This window comes from Prauserella flavalba (assembly GCF_003202235.1).
Classification (GTDB): Bacteria; Actinomycetota; Actinomycetes; order Mycobacteriales; family Pseudonocardiaceae; genus Prauserella_A; species Prauserella_A flavalba.
In genome coordinates this window covers 584,171-608,596 of the sequence record NZ_MASU01000005.1, presented here as the reverse complement: position 1 = coordinate 608,596, position 24,426 = coordinate 584,171, and the positions used below count along the sequence as shown (strand labels likewise).

General features: G+C 71.3%; 24 protein-coding genes. 11 read left to right on the top strand and 13 right to left on the bottom strand.

The window, feature by feature from the left end:
* Nucleotides 1–4: 4 nt before the first annotated feature.
* Together BA062_RS10230 and BA062_RS10225 are read right to left on the bottom strand one after the other, a co-directional pair.
* Nucleotides 5–1,204: a CaiB/BaiF CoA transferase family protein gene (locus BA062_RS10230; RefSeq protein ID WP_110335821.1), complete on the bottom strand. Its 1,200-nt coding sequence runs from the start codon at nucleotides 1,202–1,204 to the stop codon at nucleotides 5–7.
* A gap of 7 nt (nucleotides 1,205–1,211) precedes the next feature.
* Nucleotides 1,212–1,745: a MaoC family dehydratase gene (locus BA062_RS10225; RefSeq protein WP_110335820.1), complete on the bottom strand. Its 534-nt coding sequence runs from the start codon at nucleotides 1,743–1,745 to the stop codon at nucleotides 1,212–1,214.
* A gap of 156 nt (nucleotides 1,746–1,901) precedes the next feature.
* Here BA062_RS10225 and BA062_RS10220 point away from each other — a divergent pair, with 156 nt between their 5' ends.
* Entirely contained in the window at nucleotides 1,902–2,636 is a 735-nt protein-coding gene (locus BA062_RS10220) for a FadR/GntR family transcriptional regulator (RefSeq protein WP_110335819.1), read from the top strand.
* 99 nt (nucleotides 2,637–2,735) lie between these two features.
* On the opposite strand, the gene BA062_RS10215 is transcribed toward BA062_RS10220, so the two are convergent.
* From BA062_RS10215 to BA062_RS10190, 6 genes are read right to left on the bottom strand one after another with little or no spacing between them, the layout of a single operon-like run.
* Nucleotides 2,736–3,719 carry an LLM class flavin-dependent oxidoreductase gene (locus BA062_RS10215; RefSeq protein ID WP_168213914.1) on the bottom strand — a complete coding sequence of 328 codons (984 nt, stop codon included), beginning with the start codon at nucleotides 3,717–3,719 and terminating at the stop codon, nucleotides 2,736–2,738.
* Between the two features lie 25 nt (nucleotides 3,720–3,744).
* Entirely contained in the window at nucleotides 3,745–4,371 is a 627-nt protein-coding gene (locus tag BA062_RS10210; RefSeq protein ID WP_110335817.1) for a VOC family protein, read from the bottom strand.
* Entirely contained in the window at nucleotides 4,368–5,708 is a 1,341-nt protein-coding gene (locus tag BA062_RS10205) for a M20 family metallopeptidase (protein WP_110335816.1), read from the bottom strand. Before BA062_RS10205 ends, BA062_RS10210 begins: the two co-directional genes overlap by 4 nt.
* Nucleotides 5,705–6,469, bottom strand: a complete 765-nt coding sequence (locus tag BA062_RS10200) for an ABC transporter ATP-binding protein (RefSeq protein WP_110335815.1) — start codon at nucleotides 6,467–6,469, stop codon at nucleotides 5,705–5,707. The genes BA062_RS10205 and BA062_RS10200 overlap by 4 nt, the downstream gene beginning before the upstream one ends.
* The gene (locus BA062_RS10195) at nucleotides 6,466–7,467 is read right to left on the bottom strand and encodes an ABC transporter substrate-binding protein (RefSeq protein ID WP_110335814.1); all 1,002 of its coding nucleotides are present in this window, start codon (nucleotides 7,465–7,467) and stop codon (nucleotides 6,466–6,468) included. The genes BA062_RS10200 and BA062_RS10195 overlap by 4 nt, the downstream gene beginning before the upstream one ends.
* A gap of 39 nt (nucleotides 7,468–7,506) precedes the next feature.
* On the bottom strand, nucleotides 7,507–8,319 hold the full coding sequence (locus BA062_RS10190) for an ABC transporter permease (RefSeq protein ID WP_110335813.1): 813 nt from the start codon (nucleotides 8,317–8,319) through the stop codon (nucleotides 7,507–7,509).
* Between the two features lie 227 nt (nucleotides 8,320–8,546).
* On the opposite strand from BA062_RS10190, the gene BA062_RS10185 reads away from it, so the two are divergent.
* From BA062_RS10185 to BA062_RS10175, 3 genes are all read left to right on the top strand, one after another.
* Nucleotides 8,547–9,242: a GntR family transcriptional regulator gene (locus tag BA062_RS10185; protein WP_110337180.1), complete on the top strand. Its 696-nt coding sequence runs from the start codon at nucleotides 8,547–8,549 to the stop codon at nucleotides 9,240–9,242.
* Between the two features lie 20 nt (nucleotides 9,243–9,262).
* Nucleotides 9,263–10,930 (top strand): AMP-binding protein, encoded by a 1,668-nt coding sequence (locus BA062_RS10180; protein WP_210406813.1) that lies wholly within the window; start codon nucleotides 9,263–9,265, stop codon nucleotides 10,928–10,930.
* 285 nt (nucleotides 10,931–11,215) lie between these two features.
* On the top strand, nucleotides 11,216–14,386 hold the full coding sequence (locus tag BA062_RS10175; protein WP_110335812.1) for an arabinosyltransferase domain-containing protein: 3,171 nt from the start codon (nucleotides 11,216–11,218) through the stop codon (nucleotides 14,384–14,386).
* 7 nt (nucleotides 14,387–14,393) lie between these two features.
* Here the strand turns inward: BA062_RS10175 and BA062_RS10170 are convergent, their stop codons facing one another.
* Nucleotides 14,394–14,924, bottom strand: coding sequence for a TetR/AcrR family transcriptional regulator (locus BA062_RS10170; RefSeq protein ID WP_110335811.1), 531 nt, complete (start codon nucleotides 14,922–14,924; stop codon nucleotides 14,394–14,396).
* A 90-nt stretch (nucleotides 14,925–15,014) separates the two neighbouring features.
* Between BA062_RS10170 and BA062_RS10165 the strand changes: the two genes are divergently transcribed.
* The 7 genes from BA062_RS10165 to BA062_RS10135 all read left to right on the top strand — a co-directional run bounded on the left by BA062_RS10165 (nucleotide 15,015) and on the right by BA062_RS10135 (nucleotide 22,174).
* Nucleotides 15,015–16,547, top strand: a complete 1,533-nt coding sequence (locus BA062_RS10165; RefSeq protein WP_110335810.1) for an MFS transporter — start codon at nucleotides 15,015–15,017, stop codon at nucleotides 16,545–16,547.
* Nucleotides 16,548–16,555: 8 nt separating this feature from the next.
* Nucleotides 16,556–17,044 carry a pyridoxamine 5'-phosphate oxidase family protein gene (locus BA062_RS10160; RefSeq protein ID WP_110335809.1) on the top strand — a complete coding sequence of 163 codons (489 nt, stop codon included), beginning with the start codon at nucleotides 16,556–16,558 and terminating at the stop codon, nucleotides 17,042–17,044.
* A 140-nt stretch (nucleotides 17,045–17,184) separates the two neighbouring features.
* Nucleotides 17,185–18,309: a hypothetical protein gene (locus BA062_RS10155; protein ID WP_110335808.1), complete on the top strand. Its 1,125-nt coding sequence runs from the start codon at nucleotides 17,185–17,187 to the stop codon at nucleotides 18,307–18,309.
* Entirely contained in the window at nucleotides 18,306–19,415 is a 1,110-nt protein-coding gene (locus tag BA062_RS10150) for a hypothetical protein (protein ID WP_110335807.1), read from the top strand. The genes BA062_RS10155 and BA062_RS10150 overlap by 4 nt, the downstream gene beginning before the upstream one ends.
* The gene (locus BA062_RS10145; protein WP_110335806.1) at nucleotides 19,412–20,206 is read left to right on the top strand and encodes a DUF5131 family protein; all 795 of its coding nucleotides are present in this window, start codon (nucleotides 19,412–19,414) and stop codon (nucleotides 20,204–20,206) included. Before BA062_RS10150 ends, BA062_RS10145 begins: the two co-directional genes overlap by 4 nt.
* A 329-nt stretch (nucleotides 20,207–20,535) precedes the next feature.
* The gene (locus BA062_RS10140) at nucleotides 20,536–21,576 is read left to right on the top strand and encodes a DUF2235 domain-containing protein (protein ID WP_110335805.1); all 1,041 of its coding nucleotides are present in this window, start codon (nucleotides 20,536–20,538) and stop codon (nucleotides 21,574–21,576) included.
* Nucleotides 21,577–21,679: 103 nt separating this feature from the next.
* Complete coding sequence (locus BA062_RS10135; protein WP_110335804.1) at nucleotides 21,680–22,174, top strand: NADPH-dependent FMN reductase; 495 nt, start codon at nucleotides 21,680–21,682, stop codon at nucleotides 22,172–22,174.
* Here the strand turns inward: BA062_RS10135 and BA062_RS10130 are convergent.
* Genes BA062_RS10130 through BA062_RS10120 form a run of 4 tightly spaced genes read right to left on the bottom strand, consistent with a single transcriptional unit; the run spans nucleotide 22,161 to nucleotide 24,273 of the window.
* On the bottom strand, nucleotides 22,161–22,541 hold the full coding sequence (locus tag BA062_RS10130) for a VOC family protein (protein WP_245959758.1): 381 nt from the start codon (nucleotides 22,539–22,541) through the stop codon (nucleotides 22,161–22,163). The two genes, BA062_RS10135 and BA062_RS10130, sit on opposite strands and share 14 nt — an antisense overlap.
* A 21-nt stretch (nucleotides 22,542–22,562) precedes the next feature.
* On the bottom strand, nucleotides 22,563–22,700 hold the full coding sequence (locus BA062_RS39780; RefSeq protein ID WP_168213913.1) for a hypothetical protein: 138 nt from the start codon (nucleotides 22,698–22,700) through the stop codon (nucleotides 22,563–22,565).
* 47 nt (nucleotides 22,701–22,747) lie between these two features.
* The gene (locus tag BA062_RS10125) at nucleotides 22,748–23,479 is read right to left on the bottom strand and encodes a cache domain-containing protein (RefSeq protein WP_110335802.1); all 732 of its coding nucleotides are present in this window, start codon (nucleotides 23,477–23,479) and stop codon (nucleotides 22,748–22,750) included.
* A 38-nt stretch (nucleotides 23,480–23,517) separates the two neighbouring features.
* On the bottom strand, nucleotides 23,518–24,273 hold the full coding sequence (locus BA062_RS10120; protein ID WP_245959757.1) for a FadR/GntR family transcriptional regulator: 756 nt from the start codon (nucleotides 24,271–24,273) through the stop codon (nucleotides 23,518–23,520).
* Nucleotides 24,274–24,426 lie beyond the last annotated feature (153 nt).

Sequence of the window (24,426 nt, the reverse complement as noted above, 5' to 3'; positions counted from 1 at the left end):
TGGGTCAGCCGGTGCCGAAGGCGCCCGCCGCGCGGATGCCGGCGATGTGCTCGGCCGAATAGCCGAGCAGGTCACGCAGCAGTGATTCGGTGTGCTCGCCCCGCTGCGGCGCCCGGTGAGGTGTGGCGCGCGCGGGCCCGACGCGGACCGGGGAGGCGACCCCGCGGACCGTGCCGAACACCGGGTGGTCGGTGGCGACCACGAGCTCGCGGGCGAGCGCCTGCTCGTCGGCGAGTGCCTGCGGGATGCTGTTGATGGGCGCGCACGGGATCGCCGCCGCGCGCATCTTCTCCAGCCACTGGGCCACGGTCGCCCTGGCCAGCTCGGCGTCGAGGATCTTCTCGAGTTCGCCGTGGTGTTCGGCCCGGTCGGTGAAGGTGCGGAACCGGGGGTCCTCCAGCAGGTCCTCCCTGCCGATGATGGTGACGAGCCGCTGCCAGAACTTCTCCTTGGCGCAGCCGATCACCAGCCAGCCGTCGCTCGCGGGGAACGTCTGGAAGGGCACCAGCGAAGGGTGCGCCGACCGGGCGGTGCGCCGCGGCTCGTGGCCCGCGCTCAGGTGCCACGTGGCGAGGTAGGTCAGCATGCTGATCGCCGTGTCGTAGAGGCTCACGTCGCAGTCCATGCCGGTGCCGTCGCGACGGGCCGCGTGGATGCCGGATACGAGCGCGATCGCGGCGACGAGCCCACCGCTGTAGTCCACCATGGACAGTCCGGTCTTCTGCGGCGGGCCGTCCGGCTCTCCGCCCACGGACATCCAGCCCGCGAGGCCCTGGAGGATGTAGTCGTACCCGGGTTCCTTGACCCGCGGGCCGGTCATCCCGAAGCCCGACAGCGAGCAGCACACGATGGCAGGGTTGACGTGCTTGAGGTCGTCGTAGGTGATGCGCAGCTTCGCCGGCACGTCGCCGCGCAGGTTGGAGTAGACGGCGTCGGCCTCGCGCACGAGGTCCTCGAACACGGCGCGGCCCTCGGGCGTGGCCATGTCCAGGGAGATGCTGGACTTGTTGCGGTTGAAGGACTCGAAGAACAGCGAGTCCTCCCCCCGCGTGTACGGCGGCACCGTGCGCCCGACGTCTCCGCCGGCCGAAGGGTCCTCGATCTTGATGATCTCGGCGCCCAGCTCGGCCAGGTGCAGCGAGCCGAACGGGCCCGCGCCGTACTGTTCGAGCGAGACGATCCTGACGTCCTGCAACGGGAGCATGCGCGCCTCAGTTCACGGTCAGCGGCTCGGCGGCGACCGGGAACGAGTCCCTGCCCGCCTGTGCACCGTGCTTGTGGACGTAGAAGGTGCGGACGAAGCTGCACACCACGGCACCGTCCTGGTTGAGCGTGCGCGTGCGAATGGTGACGATGCCGGCCTTCGGCCTGCTGCCCGACTCCCGTTTGGACAGCACGATCGACTCCGACCACAACGTGTCGCCCGCGAAGACGGGGTGGGAGAACTTCACGTCGTCGAGCCCGAGGTTGGCGAAGGCGTTCTGGGTGACGTCGGTGACGCTCTGGCCGATCGCGATCGCGAGCGTCAGCGTGGACACCACGAGTGGTTTGCCGAACTCCGACTCCGCGGCGTGCTGGGCGTTGAAGTGTGCCTGGTTGGTGTTCATGCTCAGCAACGTGAACCAGGTGTTGTCGGTCTCGCTGACCGTGCGCCCGAGGGGATGACGGTAGATGTCGCCGACCTCGAAGTCCTCGTAGAACCGCCCCTGCCATCCCTGCCGAACCTGTGGCGACGTAGCACTCATGACCCCGAACGCTAAAACGTCAGACGTATTGCCGTCAAGACGCAGTCTGCGTCTTGATCGGTTATCTCCCAAAGATTTCCGATCGGTCTTCGTTCCGATGTTTTTGCCCGCCGAGACCCGTCGCGAATCATCAGTCCGGACGGCTAGACTGGCGGCGTGAGCAAGGTGAGCAGGCAGGCCGCCCCGCGCGGGCTCGGCGTGACCCCGGTGCGGTCGGCGTACCAGCAGATCGCCGACCAGCTGCGCGAGCTGATCGTGAGCGGCGGGCTGGCTCCTGGCGACCGGCTGCCGTCGGAGCCCGAGCTGGGGCAGGCGTTCGGCGTCGGCCGCAGCACGGTGCGCGAGGCGCTGCGCTCACTCAGCTCCCAGAACCTCGTCTACACGAGCCGGGGCGTCAACGGCGGCACGTTCGTCGCCGACGTCGACCCACACAGCATCAGCGCCTATCTCGAGACCAGCCTCGGCCTGCTCACCGCGAGCAGGCTCACCGTCGACGAGCTGCTCGCCGTGCGCGAGATCCTGGAGGTGCCGGCCGCCCGCCTCGCCGCCACCGAGCGGACCGAGGACGAGCTGGCCGCGCTGCGCACGGCGGTGGAGGAGGAGAACGTCGAGGCGGGCCCGCAGCACGAGCACCCGCAGGGGTTCCACATCCTGCTGCTGACGTGCACGCACAACAGCCTGCTCGAGGTGGTGACCCAGCCGATCTTCTCCGTGCTGAAGAGCCGCTTCCTGCGCGGCAACGCGCCGGCGTCGTTCTGGCAGCGGGTATGCACCGACCACGGCGAGATGGTGGAGGCGATCGAGCGGCGCGACGCCGCCGCCGCGGGCGAGCTGATGCAGCAGCACCTGCACCGCCTGCGCGAGACGTACCTGGCCATCGACCGCCGCTAGGCCCGAATGCAGTGAAGGCCACCTTCCCTGCGTTGAACGCAGGGAAGGTGGCCTTCACTGCAGTGGTGGGCTTCACTGCAAAGGCCTTCCCGGCTGGCCTCAGGGGCGCAGCTCCAGGCGGGGGATCACCTCCTCGACCAGGAGCTTCAGCTGGCGCCGCCAGTCCCACGACGTGATGCGCAGGGTCACCTCGGTCGCGCCGTCGGCGTAGAGCGCCTGGATGTCGGCCGCCGCCTGCTCCGGCGTACCGGTAGCCGTCCAGTGCCGGGTGTCCTCCCTGCTGAACACGGGACCGTAGTACTCGCCGAGGAACCGGTAGCTCTCGTCGTACGCGGCCTCGCGGTCGGGGTTGAGGTTGAGGTTGTGGTACGCCGAGACGCCGAAGCTCTCCGGGTCGCGACCCTCCTCGGCGAGGAACTCCTTGATGGCCGGCAGGTTCACGGTCAGGTGCTCGGGGCTCTTGCGGGTGGTCATCCAGCCGTCCGCGATACGGGCGACGCGGCGCAGCGCGCGCTTGGCGAGCGGCCGCGGCGCCGGGTTGGAGGCGATGTAGACCGGCGGCGGCGACTGCACGGGCTTCGGCAGCACGGTCACGTCCTCGAACGACGTGAACTCGCCGTGGAAGGTCACGTTGTCCTCCGTCCATAGGCGACGGATGATCTCCGTGTTCTCCTCCAGCCTTGCGGCGCGCGAGCGGTCGGTGACGCCGTAGAGCGCGCCCTCCTTCGCGGAGGCGTCCCTGGCCTTCACGATCCCCGTGCACACGGCGAGCAGCATCCTGCCGCCGGAGAGCTGGTCGAGCGTCGCCCACTGGTCCGCGAACAGGATCGGGTCGCGCACCGGGAAGCTCGCGAGGCAGCCGACGGCGAGCCGCACGCGAGAGGTGACGGCGGCGAGCGAGCCGAACAGGGCGATGGCCTCCGGCCGCGGCTTCGCCAGGAGACTGTCGCCGATCCAGACGGAGTCGAACAGACCCGTCTCGTCGGCGTAGTGCCCGGTCTCGACGAGCTCCCCCAGGCTGAGCACGTCGAAGAACGCGCCACGCTGGGGCAGGGTCAGGCCGATCTGCCGCTGCTGTGTCATGAAGTCCCTTTCTCTCGGTTCCGCGCTAGCGAAGGGTGATCGGACCGTGCGGCGTGTCCAGCACGGCTTCCAGTGCCGGGGCGCCCTCGGCGACGTCGAGCTCGACATCCAGCGCCCGCAAAGCGGCCAGCAGCGCCGCCGGGTCGGGGTGGAATCCGCGCAGGGACACCAGCGGCAGCACGGGCAGGTCATTCGTCGTCGGATGCGGCGCGGCCAGCCAGTCGATGAGCGCGGGAGCGAGCCCGTCGAAGCGGTCGCCGCGGTTGGGCGTCAGCCGCCACTCCAGCAACGTCCCGTCCGGCGTGCGCCGCGACAGGGGCCCGATGTCGCCGGGGTCGTAGCCCTCGGCCCTCGCGCGCGCGACGGTCGCCTCGATGTCCGGCGGGCGCACGACCCACGCGGCGAGCCTGGGGCCGGTGAGCCGGTCGATGCCGAACGTCGCCGGCTTCCCTTCCGGCGCACGGGGATCGTCGGGCCCGATCAGTTCGAGGTAGGCGTTGCCGCCGAGCCCGGCGAGGTAGTTGCGGGTGCCGCGGCCGACGTGCCTGCCACCGAGGACCGGCTTGACGCCCGTGCGCTCGGCGAAGGCGGTCACCAGCTCGTCGATGTCGGGGGCCGCGTAGACGAGGTGGTCGAGCAGAGGTTCGGTCATGGGCCGGTGCCTTTCGGTGTGTCGGGATGAAGTGCGTCGGCGAGCCGCACCCGGCCGCCCGCGCGCTCGAACTCGGCGCGGGCGTCGGCGCGCAGGCGCTCGTCGGCGAGAAAGTCGGCCGCGGTGGCGGCGATGCCGAACGCGGCGTCGTGCACGGCGGCCGTACCGGAGTCCGCTGCCGCGTAGGTGGCGAACTCGGCGGTGTGGTTGGCGACGCCGCGCGGCGCGATGGCGATGATCGGGTGGATCGCGGGCACGTACACGCTGACGTTGCCCATGTCGGTGGAGGCCACCTCGTCGGCTGGGCGTGCCGTGGCGGGCAGGACCGTGCGCCTGCCCGCGAGGTTCACGGCGTAGCGCGCCTCCAGGGTCGCGTTCGTGCGCAACGGCAGGTACGCGGGTGCGCCGTCCCAGCTGATCTCGGCCACCGTGCCCGTCGCGAGTGCCGCTGCCCGCAGGACGGCGTCCACGCGCTCGTGCAGGTCGGCCAGCGTGTCGAGGTCCAGCGAGCGCACGTAGAACACCGCGGACGCGGTCTCGGGCACCACGTTCGGCGCCTGGCCGCCGTCGGTGATGATGCCGTGCACCTTGTCCGACGAGAGAATGTGCTGACGCAGCTGCGCGATGCCGTTGTAGGCGGCGACCACGGCGTCGAGCGCGTTGACGCCCCAGTGCGGCCCGGTCGCCGAATGCGCGGCCAGGCCCCGGTAGGTGACCGCGACCTGCCGGAAGCCGAGCGAGCGGCTCCCGGCGACGTCGAGGTTGCCGGGGTGGACCATGAGCGCGAAGTCGACGTCGTCGAATCCGCCCGCGTCGAGGATGCGCTGCTTGCCGCCACCACCCTCTTCGGCGGGCGTGCCGATCAGCTCGACGGTCCCCTCGCCGTCCCGCAACGTGCGGGCCAGCGCGAGGAACGCGCCCACGGCGCTCGCCGCGATGATGTTGTGCCCGCACGCGTGCCCGATGCCCGGCAGCGCGTCGTACTCGGCGACGACCCCGACGCGCGGACCGCCTCGCCCTGCGACCGCGCGCACCGCCGTCGGCAGGCCGTAGGCCCCGGTGTCGGCGGCGATCCCGTGTGCGCCCACCACCTCGGCGATCGCCGACGCCGCGTGGTGCTCGGCGTAGGCGAGCTCGGGATGGGCGTGCAGGTCGAGCGACAGCGCGGTCAGCTCAGGCGCCAGCGCGCCGAGCCGCTCGGTGAGCGCGGCCAGCGTTTCCGGCGCGGCGCCGGTGTGGGGCGAGGACGCCGGGGCGGTCTCGCCGAGCACGCGTTCCAGCTCACGGCCGCGCCGCTCCCGCAGGCCGGGATACGGGCGTCTGATGTCGACGGTCATCGTGGCTGTCGCTCCCTGTCCTCGAGGTGGGCGTAGATCTCCTCCCGTAGCACCGTCAGCTCCGGGTCGCCGAGCGTGCGGGGCCTCGGGCGCGACACGTCCCACGTCCGCGCGATCCGTCCCGGTCCCGGGGTCAGCAGCACGATCCGGTCGGCGAGCACGATAGCCTCGGCGACGTCGTGGGTCACGAACACCACCGTGCGGGTGTCCTCGGCCTGCAGGCGCAGCAGGTCCCGTTGGAGCTGCAGGCGCGTGAGGTGGTCGACGGCGCCGAACGGCTCGTCCATGAGCAGCACGTCCGGCCGGGTCGCCAGCGCCCGCGCGATGCCGACCCGCTGGCGCATGCCGCCGGAGAGCTGCCGGGGGTACTTGTTCCCGACGTCCGGCAGGCCCACGAGTTCCAGGTGCTCCTGCGCGACGGCCCGCCGCCGTGCCTTCGGCACCCCGGCGAGTTCGAGGCCGAGCTCGACGTTGCGGCCGACCGTGCGCCACGGGTACAGCGAGGGATCCTGGAACACCACGCCGATCCGCTCGTCGGGCGCGGTGATCTCGCGGTCGCCGAGCCGTACCGTGCCGCTGGTCGGCGTCTGCAGCCCGGCCATGATCTCCAGCAGGGTGCTCTTGCCGCAGCCGCTGCGGCCGAGCAGCACCACGAACTCCCCTTCCCCGACGGTCAGGTCGATACCGTCGAGCGCCTGAACCAGCCCGGAACCCTCGTAGGTCTTCGACACACCCGTGACCGTGAAGCCCTGCCCGCTCATCGCGCGCTGCCCGCGGCCGCGAGGTCCCCCGCACTCGGCAGATACGTGTCGTCGACGATCTCGCTCGTGTCGTAGACCGTGTCCTGGAAACCCAGCTCCCGCTGGATCTCCTGCGTGTCCCGCAGCGCGCTCGCGTCGACCTCGGGCCGGTTCTCCCAGATCGGCTCCTCCCTGCGCAGCGCGCTGGCCTGAACCTCGGCGGGCACCTTGATCTGCGAGATCGCGAAGTCGCGGAACTCGTCCTGGTGCTCCTTCGCGTAGATGGCGGAGCGGAAGTAGGCGGTCAGGAACTTCTTCACCACGTCGGGGTTCTGCTCGGCGAACCGCGTGCTCGTGATCTCGACGCCCGTGTGGAAGGTCGGCAGGTAGTCCCACCCCTTGGCGAGCAGGTGCCCGACCCCGGTGGACTCGGCGAGCGACACGAACGGCTCGTGGATGATCGTGGCGTCCACCTGACCGCTCTCCAGCGCGGCGTAGGCGGGCTGGTAGGCGCCGGTCGGGATGAGCGTCACGTCCGACTCGGAGATGCCGTTCTCCCGCAGGATGTAGCGGGTGTAGACCTCCATGCCCGAGCCTTTGCGACCGATGCCGATCCGCTTTCCCTTGAGATCGGCCAGATCCCGCACGTTCTTCCCGCCGATGAGGTAGAACGGGCCCTTGGTGCGGTACATCGAGGACACGATCTTGATCGGCGCCGACTTGCCCGCGGCGATCACGGCCGAGGTGGTGTCCGAGTCGGCGATCTGCACGTCGCCGCTGCTGACCAGGCCCACGGGATCCTGTGCCTCGACGAAGGTCACGTCGAGGCCCTGTTCCTCGAAGAAACCCTTCTCCTTGCCGAACTTCGCGGGCAGCCCGCTCGGTCCGGCGAACGACGCGTAGGTGATCTTGATCAGGCCGGACGAGGTGCGCTCGGCCTCCTGCGTGCAGGCCGTCATCGTCAGTGCCAGCACCACCGCGACCGCCGCGGCGACCGGTTTTCTCCTGCTGTGCGACATTTCGGGGATTGCCTCCTGGTTCGGGGGGGGGACGGCCGCTCAGCGCAGCCGGGACTGCCGGGGCCGCCACTTGAGGAAGACCCGTTTCTCGAGCTGGTCGATCACGGTGACGCTCGTGACGGAGACGAGCGTGATCAGGATGATGAAGGCGAACGCCCTCGGGGTGTCGTAGAGCGACGTGGCCTCGGTGAGGCCGTTGCCCAGCCCCGCCTTCGACGCGACCATCTCGCCGAAGATCGCTCCGACGAGCGCGGCGGCCGCCTCGACCCGCAGCGCCGCGAAGATCGTGGGCACCGCCGAGGGCAGCACCACCTTGGTGACCACCTGGAGCCGGCTCGCCCGGAACGACCTCGCGACCTTCAGGTGGTCGGCCGACGTCTGCTTCACGCCGGCGATCGTGTTGTAGACGATCGGGAAGAAGCAGAACAGGAACACGATGATCACCTTGTGCCCGAGGCCGAGCCCGAACCACAGGGTGAGCAACGGGATCACCGTCACCTTCGGCACCGCCATCAACGCCGCGAGAAACGGCCGGAAAAACGCCTCGGCGAGCGGGACGAGCGCAAGGAACAGGCCGAAAAGAATTCCCGCCGCCACGGCGAGCAGGTAGCCCGTGAGGAATTCCTGCAGCGTCACGGCGAGGTTGCCGTAGAAACCGTTCTCCCCCGACAGCAGCAGCACCACCTCGTCGAGGACGTCGGTCGGCGCCGGCAGGTACAGGCTCGACACCACGTTGCCACGGACCAGCGCCTCACACAGCGCCAGCACTCCGGCGAGCAGGGCTACCTGCCCGAGGACGAGCCCGGCCCTGCGGCTCCGGGCCGCGGGTGCGTCGGTGCGCGAGGTAGACATGGGTTCACTCCGTCATGAGCTGGGTTCACGAGATCGCCGCGGTGCGGGAAACGGCCGGAATCGCCCGGCGCAAGATCAACCTAGGCGCGATTTTGTGTACATGTCAATCGACTGTGTATCCATCCTGAAATGTGGACGTCGGCGTATTTGTGGTCGCGGAATTAGTAATTCCGTGAACGATTTCTCCGGTGTCCTCGTTCGTTACGGAAATGGATACACTCGGCGACATGACGCGACCGGACGACACCGCGACCGTCCAGCACCAGCGACTGCGCGGCATGATCCTCGACCGCGAGCTCCCGCCGGGCACCGTGCTGCTGGAGACGCCCCTCTCTCAACGGCTCGGCGTGTCGAGAACACCGGTGCGCGAGGCACTCGCCCGGCTCGCCCAGGAGGGGCTGATCACGAGGCGGACTAGAGGGTACGTCGTGCACGAGCTGTCACCGGAGGAGATCATCGAGGTCTTCGACGCCCGGATCGTCCTCGAACGCGCCATCGCCGAGCGGGCCGCGACCTCGGCGAGCGAGCTGCGGCTCGCCCACCTCGAACAGCTCACCGACGAGCTGGACCGGCTCGTGCGCGCGCTCTGGGCGGCGGGCGACGACGAGGAGACGGCGGACGACCTCCGGGCGCGGATCCGCCCGCTCAACGTCGCCTGGCACGACGCGCTGCGCGCCTGCGGCAACAACGGCACGCTCGCGCGGCTGCTCGAACAGGTGCTGGACGTGCAGCGGATCTACAACCCCCTCATGCACCAGCACGAGGTGGAGGAGATCGCGCTCGGCCAGCGGCAGCACCACGAGATCGTCACCGCGCTGCGCCGCCGCGACCCGGCGACCGCGGGCGAGGTGATGGCGCGGCACCTGGAGACCGTGCGCAGGAGCAAGGTCGCGGAGTTGACGCGTACCCTCCGGCCGACTTAGGTCGGGTGAGGAGGTGCCTCGTGTCCGTCTACGACGACCGGCCCTGGCTCGCGCATTACGGCGAGCACCAGCCGGCCGAGCTGGTACCGCAGTTCCCGCACGCGCTGGCGATGTTCGAGGCCACGGTGCGGCGTGACCCCGGCGGCGACGCGATCCGCTACTTCGACGGCCGTCTCAGCTTCGCCGAGCTGGCCGCGCTCAGCGACGCCTTCGCCGTGGGCCTGCTGGAGCGCGGGTTCACCCCCGGCGAGCGGGTGGCGCTGTACCTGCAGAACGTGCCGCAGTACGTGATCGGGCTGCTCGGGACGTGGAAGGCGGGCGGCATCGCCGTCAACGTCAACCCGATGAACCGCGAGCGCGAGCTGGAGCTGCTGCTGCGCGACTCGGGCGCGACGGTGCTGCTGACCCTCGAGGGGCTGCACCGCGACGTCGCGGCCGCCGTCGTCGGCGACACGGCGGTGCGCACCGTGCTCACCACCTCGGAGCTGGAGTACCAGACCCGCGGCGACGCGCGGGTGTTCGCCGGGGTCGAACGCACGGGCGCGGCCGACGGCGCGGTGGACCTGGCGGAGCTGCTGGCGGCGCACCGTGGCCAGGCGCCGCCGCCGGTGTCGTTCACGCCGGGAGACACCGCCGTGCTGACCTACACGTCGGGCACCACCGGGCCACCGAAGGGCGCCATGAACACGCACGGCAACATCGTGTTCAACTCCCAGTGCTATCGGCACCTGTGCGAGCTCGGACCGGACGACGTGGTGCTGGGCGTCGCACCCGTCTTTCACATCACCGGGCTGATCGGTCACGTCACCGTCGCGCTGCTGCTCGGGGCGCCGCTCGTGCTGACGTACCGGTTCGAGCCGTCGCTGGTGGTCGACGTGATCCGTGCTGAGCGGCCCACGTTCACGGTGGGTGCGATCACGGTGTTCATCGCGTTGCTCAACGCGCCGAACGCCGACCGCGCCGCGTTCGCGTCGCTGCGCAAGATCTGGTCGGGCGGCGCGCCGATCCCGCGGTCGACGATCGCGGCGTTCGAGGAGCTGACCGGCACCTACATCCACAACATCTACGGCCTCACCGAGACCACGTCGCCGAGCCACGGCGTTCCCGCGCACGCGCGGGCACCCGTCGACGAGCACTCCGGCGCGGTGTCGATCGGCGTCCCGGTGTCCGGCACGGTGGCGCGAATCGTCGGCGACGACGGCACCGAGCTGTCGCCGGGCGAGATCGGCGAGGTGGTGATCAGCGGGCCCCAGGTCGTGGAGGGCTACTGGAACAAGCCGGACGAGACGGCGCGCGCCATCCCCGGCGGAGCGCTCCACACCGGTGACGTCGGGTACATGGATGCGGAGGGCTGGTTCTATCTCGTCGACCGGAAGAAGGATCAGATCAACGCGAGCGGTTACAAGGTGTGGCCGCGCGAGGTCGAGGACGTGCTCTACGAACACCCGGCCGTGCGCGAGGCCGCCGTGGTCGGCGTGCCCGACGACTACCGCGGCGAAACGATCAAGGCCTTCGTGAGCCTGCGGTCAGGCGAACGGGTGACCGAGGAGGAACTGATCGCGTTCGCGAGGCAGCGCCTCGCCGCCTACAAGATCCCGCGCCGGGTGGAGTTCCTCGACGAGATCCCGAAAACCGTCTCCGGCAAGCTCCTGCGCCGAGAGCTCCGCGAGCGCCACGCCACCGGCTGAGGCCGCGAGTCGTGCACTCACGACCGCGAGTCGTGCACTCAGGACGCCGAGTCTTGCACTCAGGACGCCGGGTCTTGCGCTCGGGCGCACGACTCGCGGGCAGGAACGCACGACTCGCGGCCAGGAACGCACGACTCGCGGGCAGGAACGCACGACTCGCGGGCGGGAGTGGGGACCCCCTCGGTCGCCCGGCTACGCACGGTCGTACATTCCTCCCGGACAAGAGGTAGATCTCGGGGGCATGAGGGTGCGCGGCCCAGCAGCCCGGACCGGAAGGAACGCTGCGTGAGCGAGGAGTCGTCCCGGCGGCGGCGCGTCAAGCTACTGGGCCTGCTCGCCACGATCGTGGGCACGCTGAGCGCGATACTCGCGGTCGCCGTACCCCTGCTGCCGGTGAACCAGCAGGTCACGACGCTCGACTGGCCGACGGAGCAGGGCACGCGCGCGGTCGCGGCACCGCTGACCGCGCAGGCCCCGGTGCGGTTGACCGCCGAGGTCCCCTGCGCCGCCGCCACGGCCCTCGACCAGCGCACCGACGGCCCCGCCACGCTGGTCAGCACCAATGCCCCCGCGTCGGAGCCGGGCAGGCTCACCGGGCTGGCACTGCGTGTCGACAGCGGCCTGCTGACGTTCACCACACGCGGTCAGCAGCTCGGCTCGGCGCCCATCGGTCCCGGCGCCTGCGTGATCGAGATCCGCTCGGACAGCGCGGGCACGTCGGCGCGGATCGGCGACGAGGTGCTCGCCGCCGCCGAGGGCGACTACCGCCCTCAGGTCACCGGTATCTACTCCGACCTGGACGCCGGCCGCGACGACGTGCGCGGACTGTCGGTGTCGGTGGAGGTCGACAACCGCTGGGACACCACGGCCACCGTGATCAAGTGGATCGCGATCATGTTGTCGGTCTGCTGCTTCGTGGTCGCCATGTGGGCGCTGTACCGCCTCGACCGGCTGACCGGCCGCAAGCCGCCGCGCCTCGCCCCGCGCGGCTGGTGGAAGCCGAGGCCGCTGGACTTCGCCGTGATCGGCACGCTCGTGGCCTGGTGGCTCATCGGCGCGATGACCGCCGACGACGGCTACTTCCTCACGATGGCCCGGATCCGCGACGACGCGGGCTACATCGGCGAGTACTACCGCTGGTACGGCACGGCCGACTCCCCGATGGCGTGGTTCGTGGACCTCTACGCCGCGATGACGCACGTCAGCACGCTCGCGCCGTGGATGCGGCTGCCGTCGTTGCTCATGGGGATCGCGTCGTGGGTGCTCATCAGCAGGGAGGTCCTGCCGCGCCTCGGTCAGCAGGTGCGCCGCAGCAGCGCCGCCGCGTGGGCGGCCGGCGCGGTGTTCCTCGCGTTCTGGCTGCCCTACAACAACGGGCTGCGGCCGGAGAACATCGTCGCGGTCCTGTCGCTGATCACGCTGTGTGCGGTCGAGCGCGCGGTCGCCACGCGCAGGCTGCTGCCCGCGGCGCTCGGTCTCACCACCGCGGCGCTGTCCGTGGCGGCCAACCCGCACGGCCTCATGGCGGTGCTGCCCTTCATCGTCGCGGGCAAGCCGCTGTTCAAGATGGTGCGCCACCACGCCCGGCAGTTCGGCTGGCTCCCGGTGCTCGCACCGATCGCGGCCAGCGGCTTCGTGATCCTCAACCTCGTCTTCTACGACCAGACGCTCGGCGGCGCGCTCGGCGCGACCGAACTGCGGACGGCGATCGGCCCCAACCAGGCGTGGCACCAGGAACTGTCGCGCTACACGATGCTCTTCACCGACGGTCCCGACGGCTCGATGACCCGCCGGTTCCCGGTGCTGCTGGTGCTGCTGTGCCTCGCCACGTGCGCGGTGGTGCTGCTGCGCCGCGGCATCATCCGTGGCGCGGCGCTCGGGCCGAGCAGGCGCCTGCTCGCGATGGCCGGCCTGTCGTTCGTGGTGCTGGCCCTGACGCCGACCAAGCACTCGCACCACTTCGGGATGCTCGCGACGATCGGCGGTGCCCTCGCCGCGCTCACGGCGCTGGCGACCAGCACCAACGTGCTGCTGTCCCGCCGCAACCGGGCCGGGTTCGTCGCCGCGCTGCTCGTCATCGCCGCGCTCGCCGCGACGGGCCCGAACGCGTGGTGGTACGTGTCGGGCTGGGGTGTGCCGTGGTACGACATGCCGCCGCAGCTCCTGGGCATCCCGCTCAGCACCATGCTGCTGGTGGCGGCCGCCGTCGCGTTCGCCGTCGCCGTGGTGGAGCACATCAAGCACGACGAGCACAAGCCGTTCGAGCTGCCGCCGCGCATGGAGAGCCGCAGCCGCGCGCTGCGGCTCGGCACCGCGCCGCTGTCGATCGTGTGCGCCGTGCTGGTGCTCTTCGAGATCGGCAGCATCGGCAAGGCCACGGCGGAGCGATGGAACACCTACAACAGCGGTACCGACAACGTCGCGCAGCTGGCGAGGCAGAGCTGCGGGCTGTCGGACTACATCTACGTGGAGCAGCATCCCCGCCGTGGCCTGCTCGATCCCAGCCCCGAACAGCCGGTCGTACCGGCGCCGGGCTGGCAGACCCCGGAGGGCACGATGCCGGAGGTCACTCCCGAGCAGTGGCTGCAGCCGGCACAGGACGGCTTCGTCACCGGGGGCGGTCTGCCGAGGACGTCGGACGGGCAGAGCTGGCAGCCGCCGGAGGAACTGGGCGGCCGGAACGCGCCGGCGTGGGGCAGCTACGAGCCGACCGGCAACGGGACCGGCGAGCTGCGCACCGCCTGGTACCCGGTGCCGCAGCGGGCGCGGGACGGGGACGTCCCCGTGGTCGTCGCGGTGGCGGGACAGGTCGACGGCGCCAACTCGATGACCGCCGAGTTCGGCAGGCAGACCGAGAACGGCTTCGAGATCGTCGACCGGCGCCCGGTCACCGCCTCCTCCAGCGGGCCGGACTGGCGCGACGCGCGCATCACCGTGGACGGTGCGGCGAGCGAGGCCGACCAGATCCGCATCGTCGCCGAGGACAACGGGCTAGGCCCCGACGCGTGGCTCGGCTTCACCGCGCCCCGGGTGCCCGCGCTGGAGCGGATGACCGACGTCGTGGGTGACACGCCGACCTTCCTGGAGTGGGCGGCGGCCTTCCAGCACCCGTGCCTGAGCCCGTCCACGGTCGTCAACGGCGTCGCGGAGATGCCGAAGTACCGGGTGAGCGCCGGCGGCTCGTTCCGCGACATCGGCGAGTCCTGGTCCTCCCCCAAGGCCGGAGGACCGTTCGGCTGGATCACCGTGACGACGCAGGCCCGCGAGCTGCCCACCTACCTGAAGGGCGACTTCAACCGCGATTGGGGCTCGCTCTACGTCCTCGAGCCGTACGAGCCGGACGCGCTTCCGGCCGAGGCCGCCGAGCACCAGCGCACGGTGACCAGGACGGGGCTGTGGACGCCGGGCGAGTTCGTGCTCCCCTCCCAGCTCCACAGCAACGTCGAGTCGAGCTGACCCAGAGCTAACTCAGCTCGAGGCGGCGCAGGACGTCGGGCAGCCGGTCGAGCAACGGCTGCCCATCGGCACCTCCCACCGTCGCCCGCAGGTAGAGGCCGTCGCCGAGGACGGCGACCAGCTCGGCGGTGAGCGGGTCGTCGACGTACTCGGCGAGCAGGGCGGACCAGATCCGGCCGACGTCGGCCATCACCTCGGCCACCTTCGGCTCGCTGCCGAGCAGCCGGAGCGCGGCCACGGACGAGCGATGTGCGGGTTTGTCCATGCTGGCGTCGGTGACCGAGGACAGCAGGTAGTAGCGCACCACGCCCTCTGGCGCCGTGCGGGCGTACTCCGCGTCGGCGGCGGTGAGCCGCAGCAGCCGGTCGAGCAGCCCGTCGAGCAGGGCGTCCTTGGAACCGAAGTGGTAGAGCAGTCCGCCCTTGGACACCTTCGCTCGCGCCGCGACGGCGTCGAGCGTCACGGCGGCAGAGCCGCTCTCGATGAGGATGTCCTCGTAGGCGTCGAGGACCTGTTCGCGCGCTGAAGGCCGACCCATGACGCTTGACTATACCGTCCAGACGGTTTAGTTTCGAATCGAGGGGCAAACTTTACCGTCTGGACTGTTCAGTTTTTCAGGGGAGACATCGTGACAAAGGCGGGACGCCGGGACTGGCTGGCGCTCGCAGTGCTGGTGCTGCCGGTGCTGCTGATCAGCGTCGACATGACCGTGCTCGGGTTCGCCCTGCCGTACCTGAGCGAGGACCTCGGCCCGAGCGGCGCCGAGCAGCTGTGGATCGTCGACATCTACTCGTTCGTGCTCGCCGGGCTGCTGGTGCTCATGGGTACCCTCGGCGACCGCATCGGCCGACGCAAGCTGCTGCTCGCGGGCGCCGCGGCGTTCGGCGCGGCTTCGGTGCTGGCCGCGTTCGCGAGCAGCCCCGGCATGCTCATCGCCGCGCGGGCGCTGCTCGGTGTCGGCGGCGCGACGCTCATGCCGTCGACCCTCTCGCTGATCCGCAGTATCTTCGCCGACCCGGCGCAGCGGCGGCTCGCCATCGCCGTCTGGGGCTCCGGCTTCTCGGGCGGCATGGCGCTGGGCCCGGTGATCGGCGGCTGGCTGCTGGAGCACTTCTGGTGGGGCTCGGTGTTCCTCATCAACGTGCCGGTGATGCTGGTGCTGCTCGTGGCGGGGCCGTTCCTGCTGCCGGAGGCGCGCGACCCGAGCCCCGGCCGGTTCGACCCGCTGTCGGCGCTGCTGTCGCTGGCGGCGATCCTGCCCATCGTCTACGGGATCAAGCGTTTCGCCGAGTACGGCGCCGAACCGCTCGCGGCGCTCAGCGCGCTCGCCGGCATCGCGCTCGGCGTGGTGTTCGTGCGCAGGCAACGCGCTCTGCCCGACCCGATGCTCGACCTGTCCCTGTTCCGCGATCGGGCCTTCAGCGCCTCCGTGCTCACGAACATGCTCGGCGTCTTCGCGCTCGTCGGCCTGCTGTTCCTGGTGCCGCAGTACCTCCAGCTGGTGCTCGGGATGCGGCCCATGACGGCGGCGCTGTGGCTGCTGCCGACCACGGCCGCCGGTGTCGCGGGCTCGTTCGCCGCGGCAAGGCTCTCGCGCCGGTTCCCGGTGCCGTGGCTGATCGGCGGCGGGCTGCTCGTCGCGGCCGTGGGCTTCGCCGTGCTGGTGACGATCGGTGTCGACAGTGGACTCGCGATGCTCGTGACCGGGATGGCGCTGGTCGGGTTCGGCGTGCCGCTGTCGGAGACGCTGACGAACGATCTGATCATCACGGCCGCGCCCCCGGAGCGAGCCGGGGCGGCCTCGGCGATCTCGGAGACCGGCTTCGAACTCGGCGGCGCGCTCGGCACGGCGGTGCTCGGAAGCGTCGCGACGGCGGTCTACCGCGCGGGCGTGCCCGCCGAGGCGGGAGAGGCCGCACGCGAGACGCTCGGCGGCGCGGTGGCGACGGCGGCGCAGCTGCCGCCCGAGCAGTCGGCGGCCCTGCTCGCGTCGGCGAAGGAGGCGTTCGTGCAAGGGGTCCAGGTGAGCGCCGTCGTCGGTGCCGCCCTGCTCGCCTACACCGGTGTGCAGGCGCTCGTCCTACTGCGGCGCGGCCGCGAGCGTGTGGAAGATGGAGGCGAGACGCTCAGCGATGGCTCCCCCGCCGCCCCGCGTCGTTGACTGTCCTCATGACCACCAACATCCAGGACAAGACCACCCGCCAGGTACTCGAGGCGATCACGAAGCGTTCCTTCTGCACGCTCGCCACCACCTCCGCGGCACACCGGCCCCACGTGGCCGGTGTGCTGTACCAGGCGGTGGGGTCCACCTTGTACGTCAGCACCCTGCGCGGCAGCCGGAAGGCCCGCAACATCGCCGCCAATCCGAACGTCGGCGTGTGCATCCCCGTACGCCGCCTGCCCTTCGGCCCGCCTTCGTCGGTGCAGTTCCAGGCGGTGGCCGACATCCTCGCACTCGACGACGAGCACCTGCTGCGCCTCGTGGAGGACGGCGCGCTGCCCGCCATCACCAAGCACGGCGAGCTCACCGAACCCGACGGGTGCTTCCTGCGCATCACCCCGGCTCGCCGGCTCAACACCTACGGGGTCGGCATGCCACTGCTGACGTTCCTGCGCGATCCGCTCCACGCCCAGGGCACGGTTGAGCTGAGCCGCTGATCCGTCCACAGTGGTGGTCCACTGTGGAACTGCTGGGGATTCACCAACATCGACCGCGGCACGGCCGGTTCTGACGTCGCAACGGTTTCGTCACGCCACTCCGTCATGGTCGTCGGCGCCGGGTAGGTTCTCGGCCGACCATGACAGAGATCATCGACGACGGCCGACCCACCACCGACGGAGTAGGGCCACTGGCCCCGCTTCGGGCCCGGCCGCTCGGCGACCGGCCCGCACGGGACGAGCCGCTGCTCGGCCCGCCACTGCTCCGGTTGCGGCGCAAGGCCCGGCCCACTCTCCTCCTGTATCCCCTGCTGACCGTGCCCTTCGCAGCAGGTCTCGTGCTCGGCGACCCGCGGGCCCCTCTTGCCCTGCCCGTGCTCGGCACTGCCTTCTTCGGCCTCGGTTCGCTGTACAACCTCGTGCTGTGGTTCACGTTCCTCGGGCGCCCGGCGAAGAAGCTGCTGGCGCAACCGGTCCGGGAGATGACCGCGACAGCCGCCGGAATGCGAGTCACGAGGCTGCGGGTGACGATGCGCGTCGCCGGAGCACCGGAAGAGCAGTGGCTCCGGATGGGGTTGCCCGCCGGACTGCGCACGCAGCTGCTCGCCGAACCGCGCCTGTGGGTGGTGGGTCCCGACCGGAAGGGCAGGGCGCTGGTGGCGCTGCCCGGCGCCACTCTGCTGCGGCCTGCCCGCATCACCACAGTGCCGCCGCGCCGGTCGCGGCCGGCGAACCCGGTGCGGCAGGGACTCTCGGCGCCGTGCGACGATCCGGTGCTCTGCGCACACGTGCGCTGGGTTCGGCGGTGGTCCGTGCTCGGTACGGTCGCGGGCGCAGTCTCGGCGGGCTGGCTACTTCAGTCGGCCCTGGCTGCGGGCTGGGTGGACGTCACAATCCCGGCCCTGGCCGTCGTCCTGCTGCTGAGTGTCGTGGCTACGCTCCTGCCCGGGCTGCCGCGCCTCTCCAAAGCGGCGCACGCGCTCACCTGGACGCCGCTGCCCGCCGTGCTCGACGACGACATCCGCTTCCGATCCGTGCTGCGCATGGACGCCACGGGACGCGTCTGGCTGCCCGACGGAACCCAGCGCACCCTGCGCCTGCGACGGGTCTCCCCCGAACTCGTCGCGAACATCCGGTGTTCGCGACAGCTGTGGATCATCGGCGCGCCGGGCGCGGGAGGCGCGGCGCTGGCCGGGATTCCCGGTCAGCCCGTGCTCGACCCCGTGATCCTGGGCAGGCGCGCGAAGACTGCCCGCCCACGATGAACGACCCCGCCACCGAGTACCGGCCGGGGCCGTTCTCCCCGCTCGGCGGCCGGCCGACGCGCGACGAACCGGTGCTGGCGCCCGTGTTCGGCAGCTGGCGCGACATGGTCGGACGGACGTTGCTCCTCCACCCGCTCGGCGCGGCGGCGGGCGTCGTCCTGCTGGTCCTCGATGGCGGGCAGTCCGGCCTCGCCGCGCCCGTGCTGCTCGTCGCGACGCTCGGACCGCTCTGGCTGAACAACCTGACGGCCTGGTTCGTCAGCGTCGCACCCACGAAACGGCTGCTCGACGAGCCGGGCCGGTACGTGACCGCCCGTGAGGGCGGGCTGCGGTACAGCACGCTGGCCGTGGCGCTGCGCATCGCCGACGTGCCGGAGGAACGGTGGGTGCTGCTCCGGCTCGGAGCGGGCGCACGGGCCCAGCTCAGGGCCGATCCCCGGTTGTGGCTGGTCGGCCCCGGCCGGAAGGGCGTCGCACTCGCCGCGACACCGGGCTCGGCCATGCTGCGTGTCGCGCGCGTCCAGAGCCGGCCACCACGCGGCGCACGCCCCGTCACTCCGCTGGCCTACGGGCCGTCGGCGCCCTGCGACGACGCCGCTGTACAGGCGCACATGCGTTCCCGGCGGCGCATCTCCGCGCTCTCCTCGGTGTGGTGGCTGCTCGTACTCGGCTGGCTCGTGCAGTCGCACCTGCCGGTGCTGCTGCGCACCGAGGACCCGGGCCGCAACGCGTGGGTGCTCGCGGCCGCGCTGGCGATCGCCGGGCTGGCCGTGTTCTCGGCCGGTGCGTATCTCACCGAGTTCGTCCGGGCGGGCCGGGCGGGCCGGGCACTCACCTGGACCCCACTGCCCGCGACCATCGACGGGGAGATCGAGCACAGCGGCCACCTGACGGCCCACGCGAAAGGGCGGGTCCGGCTGCCCGACGGGACCGAACGGCTGGTGAGCTTCGCGGGTGTCTCGCCGGACCTGCTCGCCGACGTCGCATCCTCGGGCCTGCTCTGGGTTCTGGGCGCGCTCCGCCACGGCGGCCGCGCCGTGGCCGGTGTCCCGGGAAGGCCGCTGGCGGAGTCGGTGACGCTGGGCAGGCGCACCATGGAGGGATGACGACCTCGCGACGGCGCCGGGTCGCTCGCACGCGCGACGGCCAGATCGAGACCGCCACGTGGAACCCCACGACGGGCTGTGACGTGGTCAGCCCCGGCTGCGACCACTGCTACGCGCTCGCCTTCGCCAAGCGGCTCAAGGCGATGGGCAATACCGGCTACCGGCGGGACGGTGATCCGCGCACCAGCGGTCCCGGTTTCGGGCTCACCCTGCACCCCGAGCGCCTGCGGCATCCCGCCCGCTGGCGCGCCCCTCGGCTGGTGTTCGTCGACTCGATGAGCGACCTGTTCCACCCGCGCGTCCCGGAGAGCTACCTCGCCGAGGTGCTGCGCGTGATGGAACAGGCCGAACGCCACACGTTCTTCGTGCTCACCAAGCGGCCTGCCCGGATGGCCTCGGTGCTCACCCGGCTGCGGCCGCGGCCGCTTCCCAACGTGTGGTGGGGCACCACCGTCGAGAGCGACGACTACGTGAAGCGCGCCGACAGGCTGCGCGACACCCCCGCCAGCGTGCGGTTCCTGTCGCTGCAACCGTTGCTCGGCCCGGTGCCGAGCCTCGGCCTGGACCACATCGACTGGGTGTACGTCGGAGGCGAGTCAGGCGCGGGCCACCGGCCGATGGACCCGGCGTGGGTGCGGCAGGTCCGCGACCGCTGTGTCGCCGAGGGCATCCCGTTCCTGTTCAAGCAGTGGGGCGGGCGCACCCGCAACGCGGGCGGCCGGGTGCTCGACGGCCGCACCTGGGACGAGATGCCCGCTCGCTGGTCTCCGAGCCCGAGCAGGCCGAGGTAGGTTCCGGGGTTGAGCTCCGCGCCCTTGAACCGCGCGGTGTCCTCGGCGCCGAGCACGCCGACACTCGGTGTGTACGACGCCCCTCCGCCGGGGCCGCCGTCGACGCGTGCGCGGATCTTGGCCGCGGCCACCTCGGCGGCTCACCACGCGAACCCACGACGAGGTGGTGACGAGGCTGGAACGGCTGGCCGACGACCTGACCTCCGGTGACCGGAAGCGCCTCGCCACACTGATCGGCGGCCTCCTCGACACGGCCGAGGGGACGTAAGCCTCTACCGGGAGCGCCCGCCCGGTCGCATCCTGCTGACCAACCTCACCGGGGAGGCGGCATGGCCAAGCGGCTCGTGGTGCTCTGCGACGGCACCTGGAACACCCTCACCCAGCGCAGTCCGACGAACGTGGCCAGGCTCAAGGCCGCAGTGGCCCCCGTCGGAGCGGACGGCGTCAAGCAGCAGTGCCGCTACCTCGAGGGGGTCGGCACGAAACCGTGGCAGCGCCTGCTCGGCGGGGCGTTCGGCTACGGCCTCTCCGCCAACGTCAAGGCGGCGTACGAGTTCCTGGTCCACCACTACGAACCGGGCGACGAGCTGTTCTTCTTCGGCTTCAGCCGGGGCGCCTACACGGCACGCAGCACCGTCGGCTTCATCGTCAACTGCGGCATCCTGCGGCCGCAGCACGCCGGCCGGCTGGACGAGGCCTACGAGCTCTACCGCGACCGGGACCGCGCGACCGCGCCGGGCCGGGAACGCGCGACCCGCTTCCGCGCGAGCTTCGCGCACGAGAACCAGACGCCGGTGGAGTTCGTCGGGGTGTGGGACACCGTGGGCGCACTGGGCATCCCGCTCAGCGGCGGCCGGCTCCTCCACCGGTTCAACCAGCGCTGGCAGTTCCACGACACGACGCTGAGCCACACCGTGCGGGCGGCGTTCCAGGCGCTGGCCGTCGACGAGCACCGACGCTCGTTCACGCCCGCGGTCTGGCAGGTGTCCAGCTCCGCCGACGGGCAGCGGCGCGAGCAGGTGTGGTTCGCCGGAGACCACTCCGACGTCGGCGGCGGGCACTCCGACACCGCGCTCGCCGACATCGCGCTGCGCTGGCTCGCGGGCCGCGCGCGGGACCGCGGTCTCGGCCTCGAGCCGGACGCACTCGCGCGCCTGCCCCGGCGCGACGAGTGCGGCACGCTGCACGACACGTGGCGCACGCTCACCAGCGTCCTCGGAAGGGACGAGCGCCGAATCGGCGTCACGGACCGGGCGGGCGAGTACGCCGCCTCGTCCGCGGTGTTCCGGCGCGAGCGCATGCGGCCGCCGTACGCGCCCCGCAACCTCGTCGACTACCTCGGCGCCGCCGGGCAGGTCATCGACGTCTGAAGGCGCGCGAACTCCCGGAAAGAAGCACGCGGGAGTCCCCTTCGCACCCGGCCCCGTGTGATCATGGCTGCGCCGCAACCGATCGATCACGCGAGGAGCGGATGTGACCACCACTGTCGTCGCGGGCAACCCGAAACCGGCCTCCCGCACGCTCGACGCCGGGCAGCGCCTCGCCGAGGCGCTCACCGGCCGCCCCGCCGACCACGTCATCGACGTCGTGGAACTCGGCCCCGGCCTGCTCGGCTGGGGCGATGAGACCGTGTCCCGGGCGGTCGAGACCGTCGGGGCGTCATCGCTGGTGGTCTTCGCGAGCCCCACCTTCAAGGCCACCTACACGGGACTGCTCAAGCTGTTCCTCGACCAGTTCGCCGGTGGCACCGGCCTGCGGGGCGTGGTGTCGGTGCCGCTCATGCTCGGCGCGGGCCCCGGCCACGCGCTCGCGCCGGATCTGCTCCTCAAGCCCGTGCTGAGCGAGCTGGGCGGCACGTGCGCATTGCCCGGCCTCTACCTCATCGACTCCACCTACACCGAGGACTCCGTGCTCACCGACTACGCGGCGCGCTGGGCGCCGACCGTCGCCGCGCTCACGAGGAGCTGAGCACCTCCTGCACGGTGCGGGACAGCAGACAGAACTCGTTCCCCTCGGGGTCGGCAAGCACCACCCAGCTGACATCGGATCCCTGCCCGACATCCACCCGCCGCGCGCCCAGATCCAGCAACCGCCGCAGCTCCTCGACGGTACTGCCGCCATCGGCACGCAGGTCCAGGTGCAGGCGGTTCTTGACGCTCTTGCGCTCCGGCACGGCGAATACGTCGATCGTGAGCCCCGCACCGCCGGCGGGGCCGATGGTGATGCCGTCGGAGGCCGTGTCCACCACGGTCCATCCGAGAACGGCGCACCAGAACTCCGCGACGACGCGAGGCTCGACGGCATCGATGGCGAGGGCGGCGATTCGACTGGTCACGCCGCACATCCTGACATCAGCTCACCGCAGCACGGGCAGGACGGCCAGTGCCATCGCGCGGTAGCGGGCGTCGTTGGGGTGCGGCTTGTCGCCGCTGTCGCAGGCGGGGTTGAGCCCGTCCGGATCGCCGGGGCCCGCCCTGATGCGATCGAGGTCCACGAGGCTGGATCGGCTCCTCCTATCCTCGGTGGTCCAGACCTGGGTGGCTACGCCGTCGTTCGCACCAGAAACCACGGGAGACCGGTGCAGTCGGCCCAGTTCTCGCGGTGCGTCAGCTCGCGGCGTTCGCCGTGGTCCCGCCGCACGATGGAGCCGACGATCGTCGCCGGGGTGTTGGACGCGATCACGCGGCCGCTCGCGTTCACGAGCAGGCTCGCCGGACCCTCGGCGTTGAGCATCGGCAGCATCGCGCGCTCGATGTCCGTCGCCCTGATGTCCGCGGCGGCGACCCCGAAGAAGCCGGCGTCGCTCGTGACCGGGGCGGCGAAGGTGAGGATGTACTCGTCGGTGCCCGCGTAGTCGACGTAGGGCCCCACCACCACGCGCCGTCCTGTCCGGCACGGCACGTCGAACCACGGCGCCACGGGGTACTCGTAGCTGCCGATGTTGCCGGGATCCAGGTCGACGGCCAGCGGCCTGGGGCCGCCGCCCGACGGCGAGCGCCGCCACCACTCCAGCCAGCGCGGCCGGTCGGCGAGGGTGCCGGGCGCGGCGATCACGCCGGTGCCCGCGAGCATGTCGGCCGAAGCGAGCTGACGCAGCACGGTGGGCCGGATCGCCGCGAGGTCCGCGGTGGTGGGAGCGCGGCCCCGCGCGCGGGCGTCGCGGTGCACGCCGACGGCGAGCTCGCGCAGCGCGTCGATGCCCGCGAAGGTCTCCCGGAGCAGAGCCTCCACCGTGGTGGCGGCCTCACCGGCGTACGGGCTGGCTTCCTGCACGGTTGCTCCACGGTCGGTGGCGGGTCTGCCCACCCAGGTTAGGGCGAACTCTGGGTAAGTTGTAGATGGAACTCGATCAGCCGCGAAATGGCCAGTTCGACGTGTTCCTCGGTGAGCCGGCGCGCACGGTCGCCGTCGCCGTCGGCGATCGCGGCGAGCACCGCGCGGTGCTGTGCCACCCGCTCGTCGCGTTCGATGGCCTCGCCGAAGGGAATCCAGAGCAGCTCGCCGATCTCGCCCTGCAGGTCGATCTCCTGCCGGGTCAGCCTGGCCGACTGCGCGGCGGCGGCGATCTCGATGTGGAAGAGCCCGTCGGCTCTGCGGCGCTCCCCCACCGTCTCGGCGGCCTCGAGCTGGTCGATCAGCTCGGCCAGCCGCGCGATCTGGTCGTCCGAGGCCCGCTCGGCGGCGAGCCGGGCGGCGGTGGCGGTGACGGCCAGCAGGTGGTCGCCGATCTCCCGCAGCTCGTGCACGCCGGTCTCGCGCAGCACCGTCCGCAGCCGCTCGACCGAGGCATCCACCGGCGCGCGGACGAACGAGCCGCCGCCCCTGCCCCGCCGCGTCTCGACGAGGCCGCGCTGGCGCAGCAACGCGAGCGCCTCGCGCAGGGTCACCGTCGACACGGCCAGCGCACCCGCCAGCTCCAGCTCGCTCGGCAGCTGCTCGCCGTCGGCGATCAGGCCCAGCCCGATGGCCTCGCTGATCCGCCGCGCGACCACCTCGACCCTGCCGCCGTCGCGCAGCGGCGCGAACACGACATGGCGGGCGGCACGCGAGACATCGGCGTCGGTCACCGTTGGATCTCCTCCCCGCACAGCGAACCCGAGCTTAACCGGATCTTCGGCCGGACCCTTGCCATTTGAAATATGAAGTCATATGTTAAAGCCTACTGTGATCGCGGTCACGGAGCTACCTGCAACGTCGACATCCCAACCCGAACCGACTGC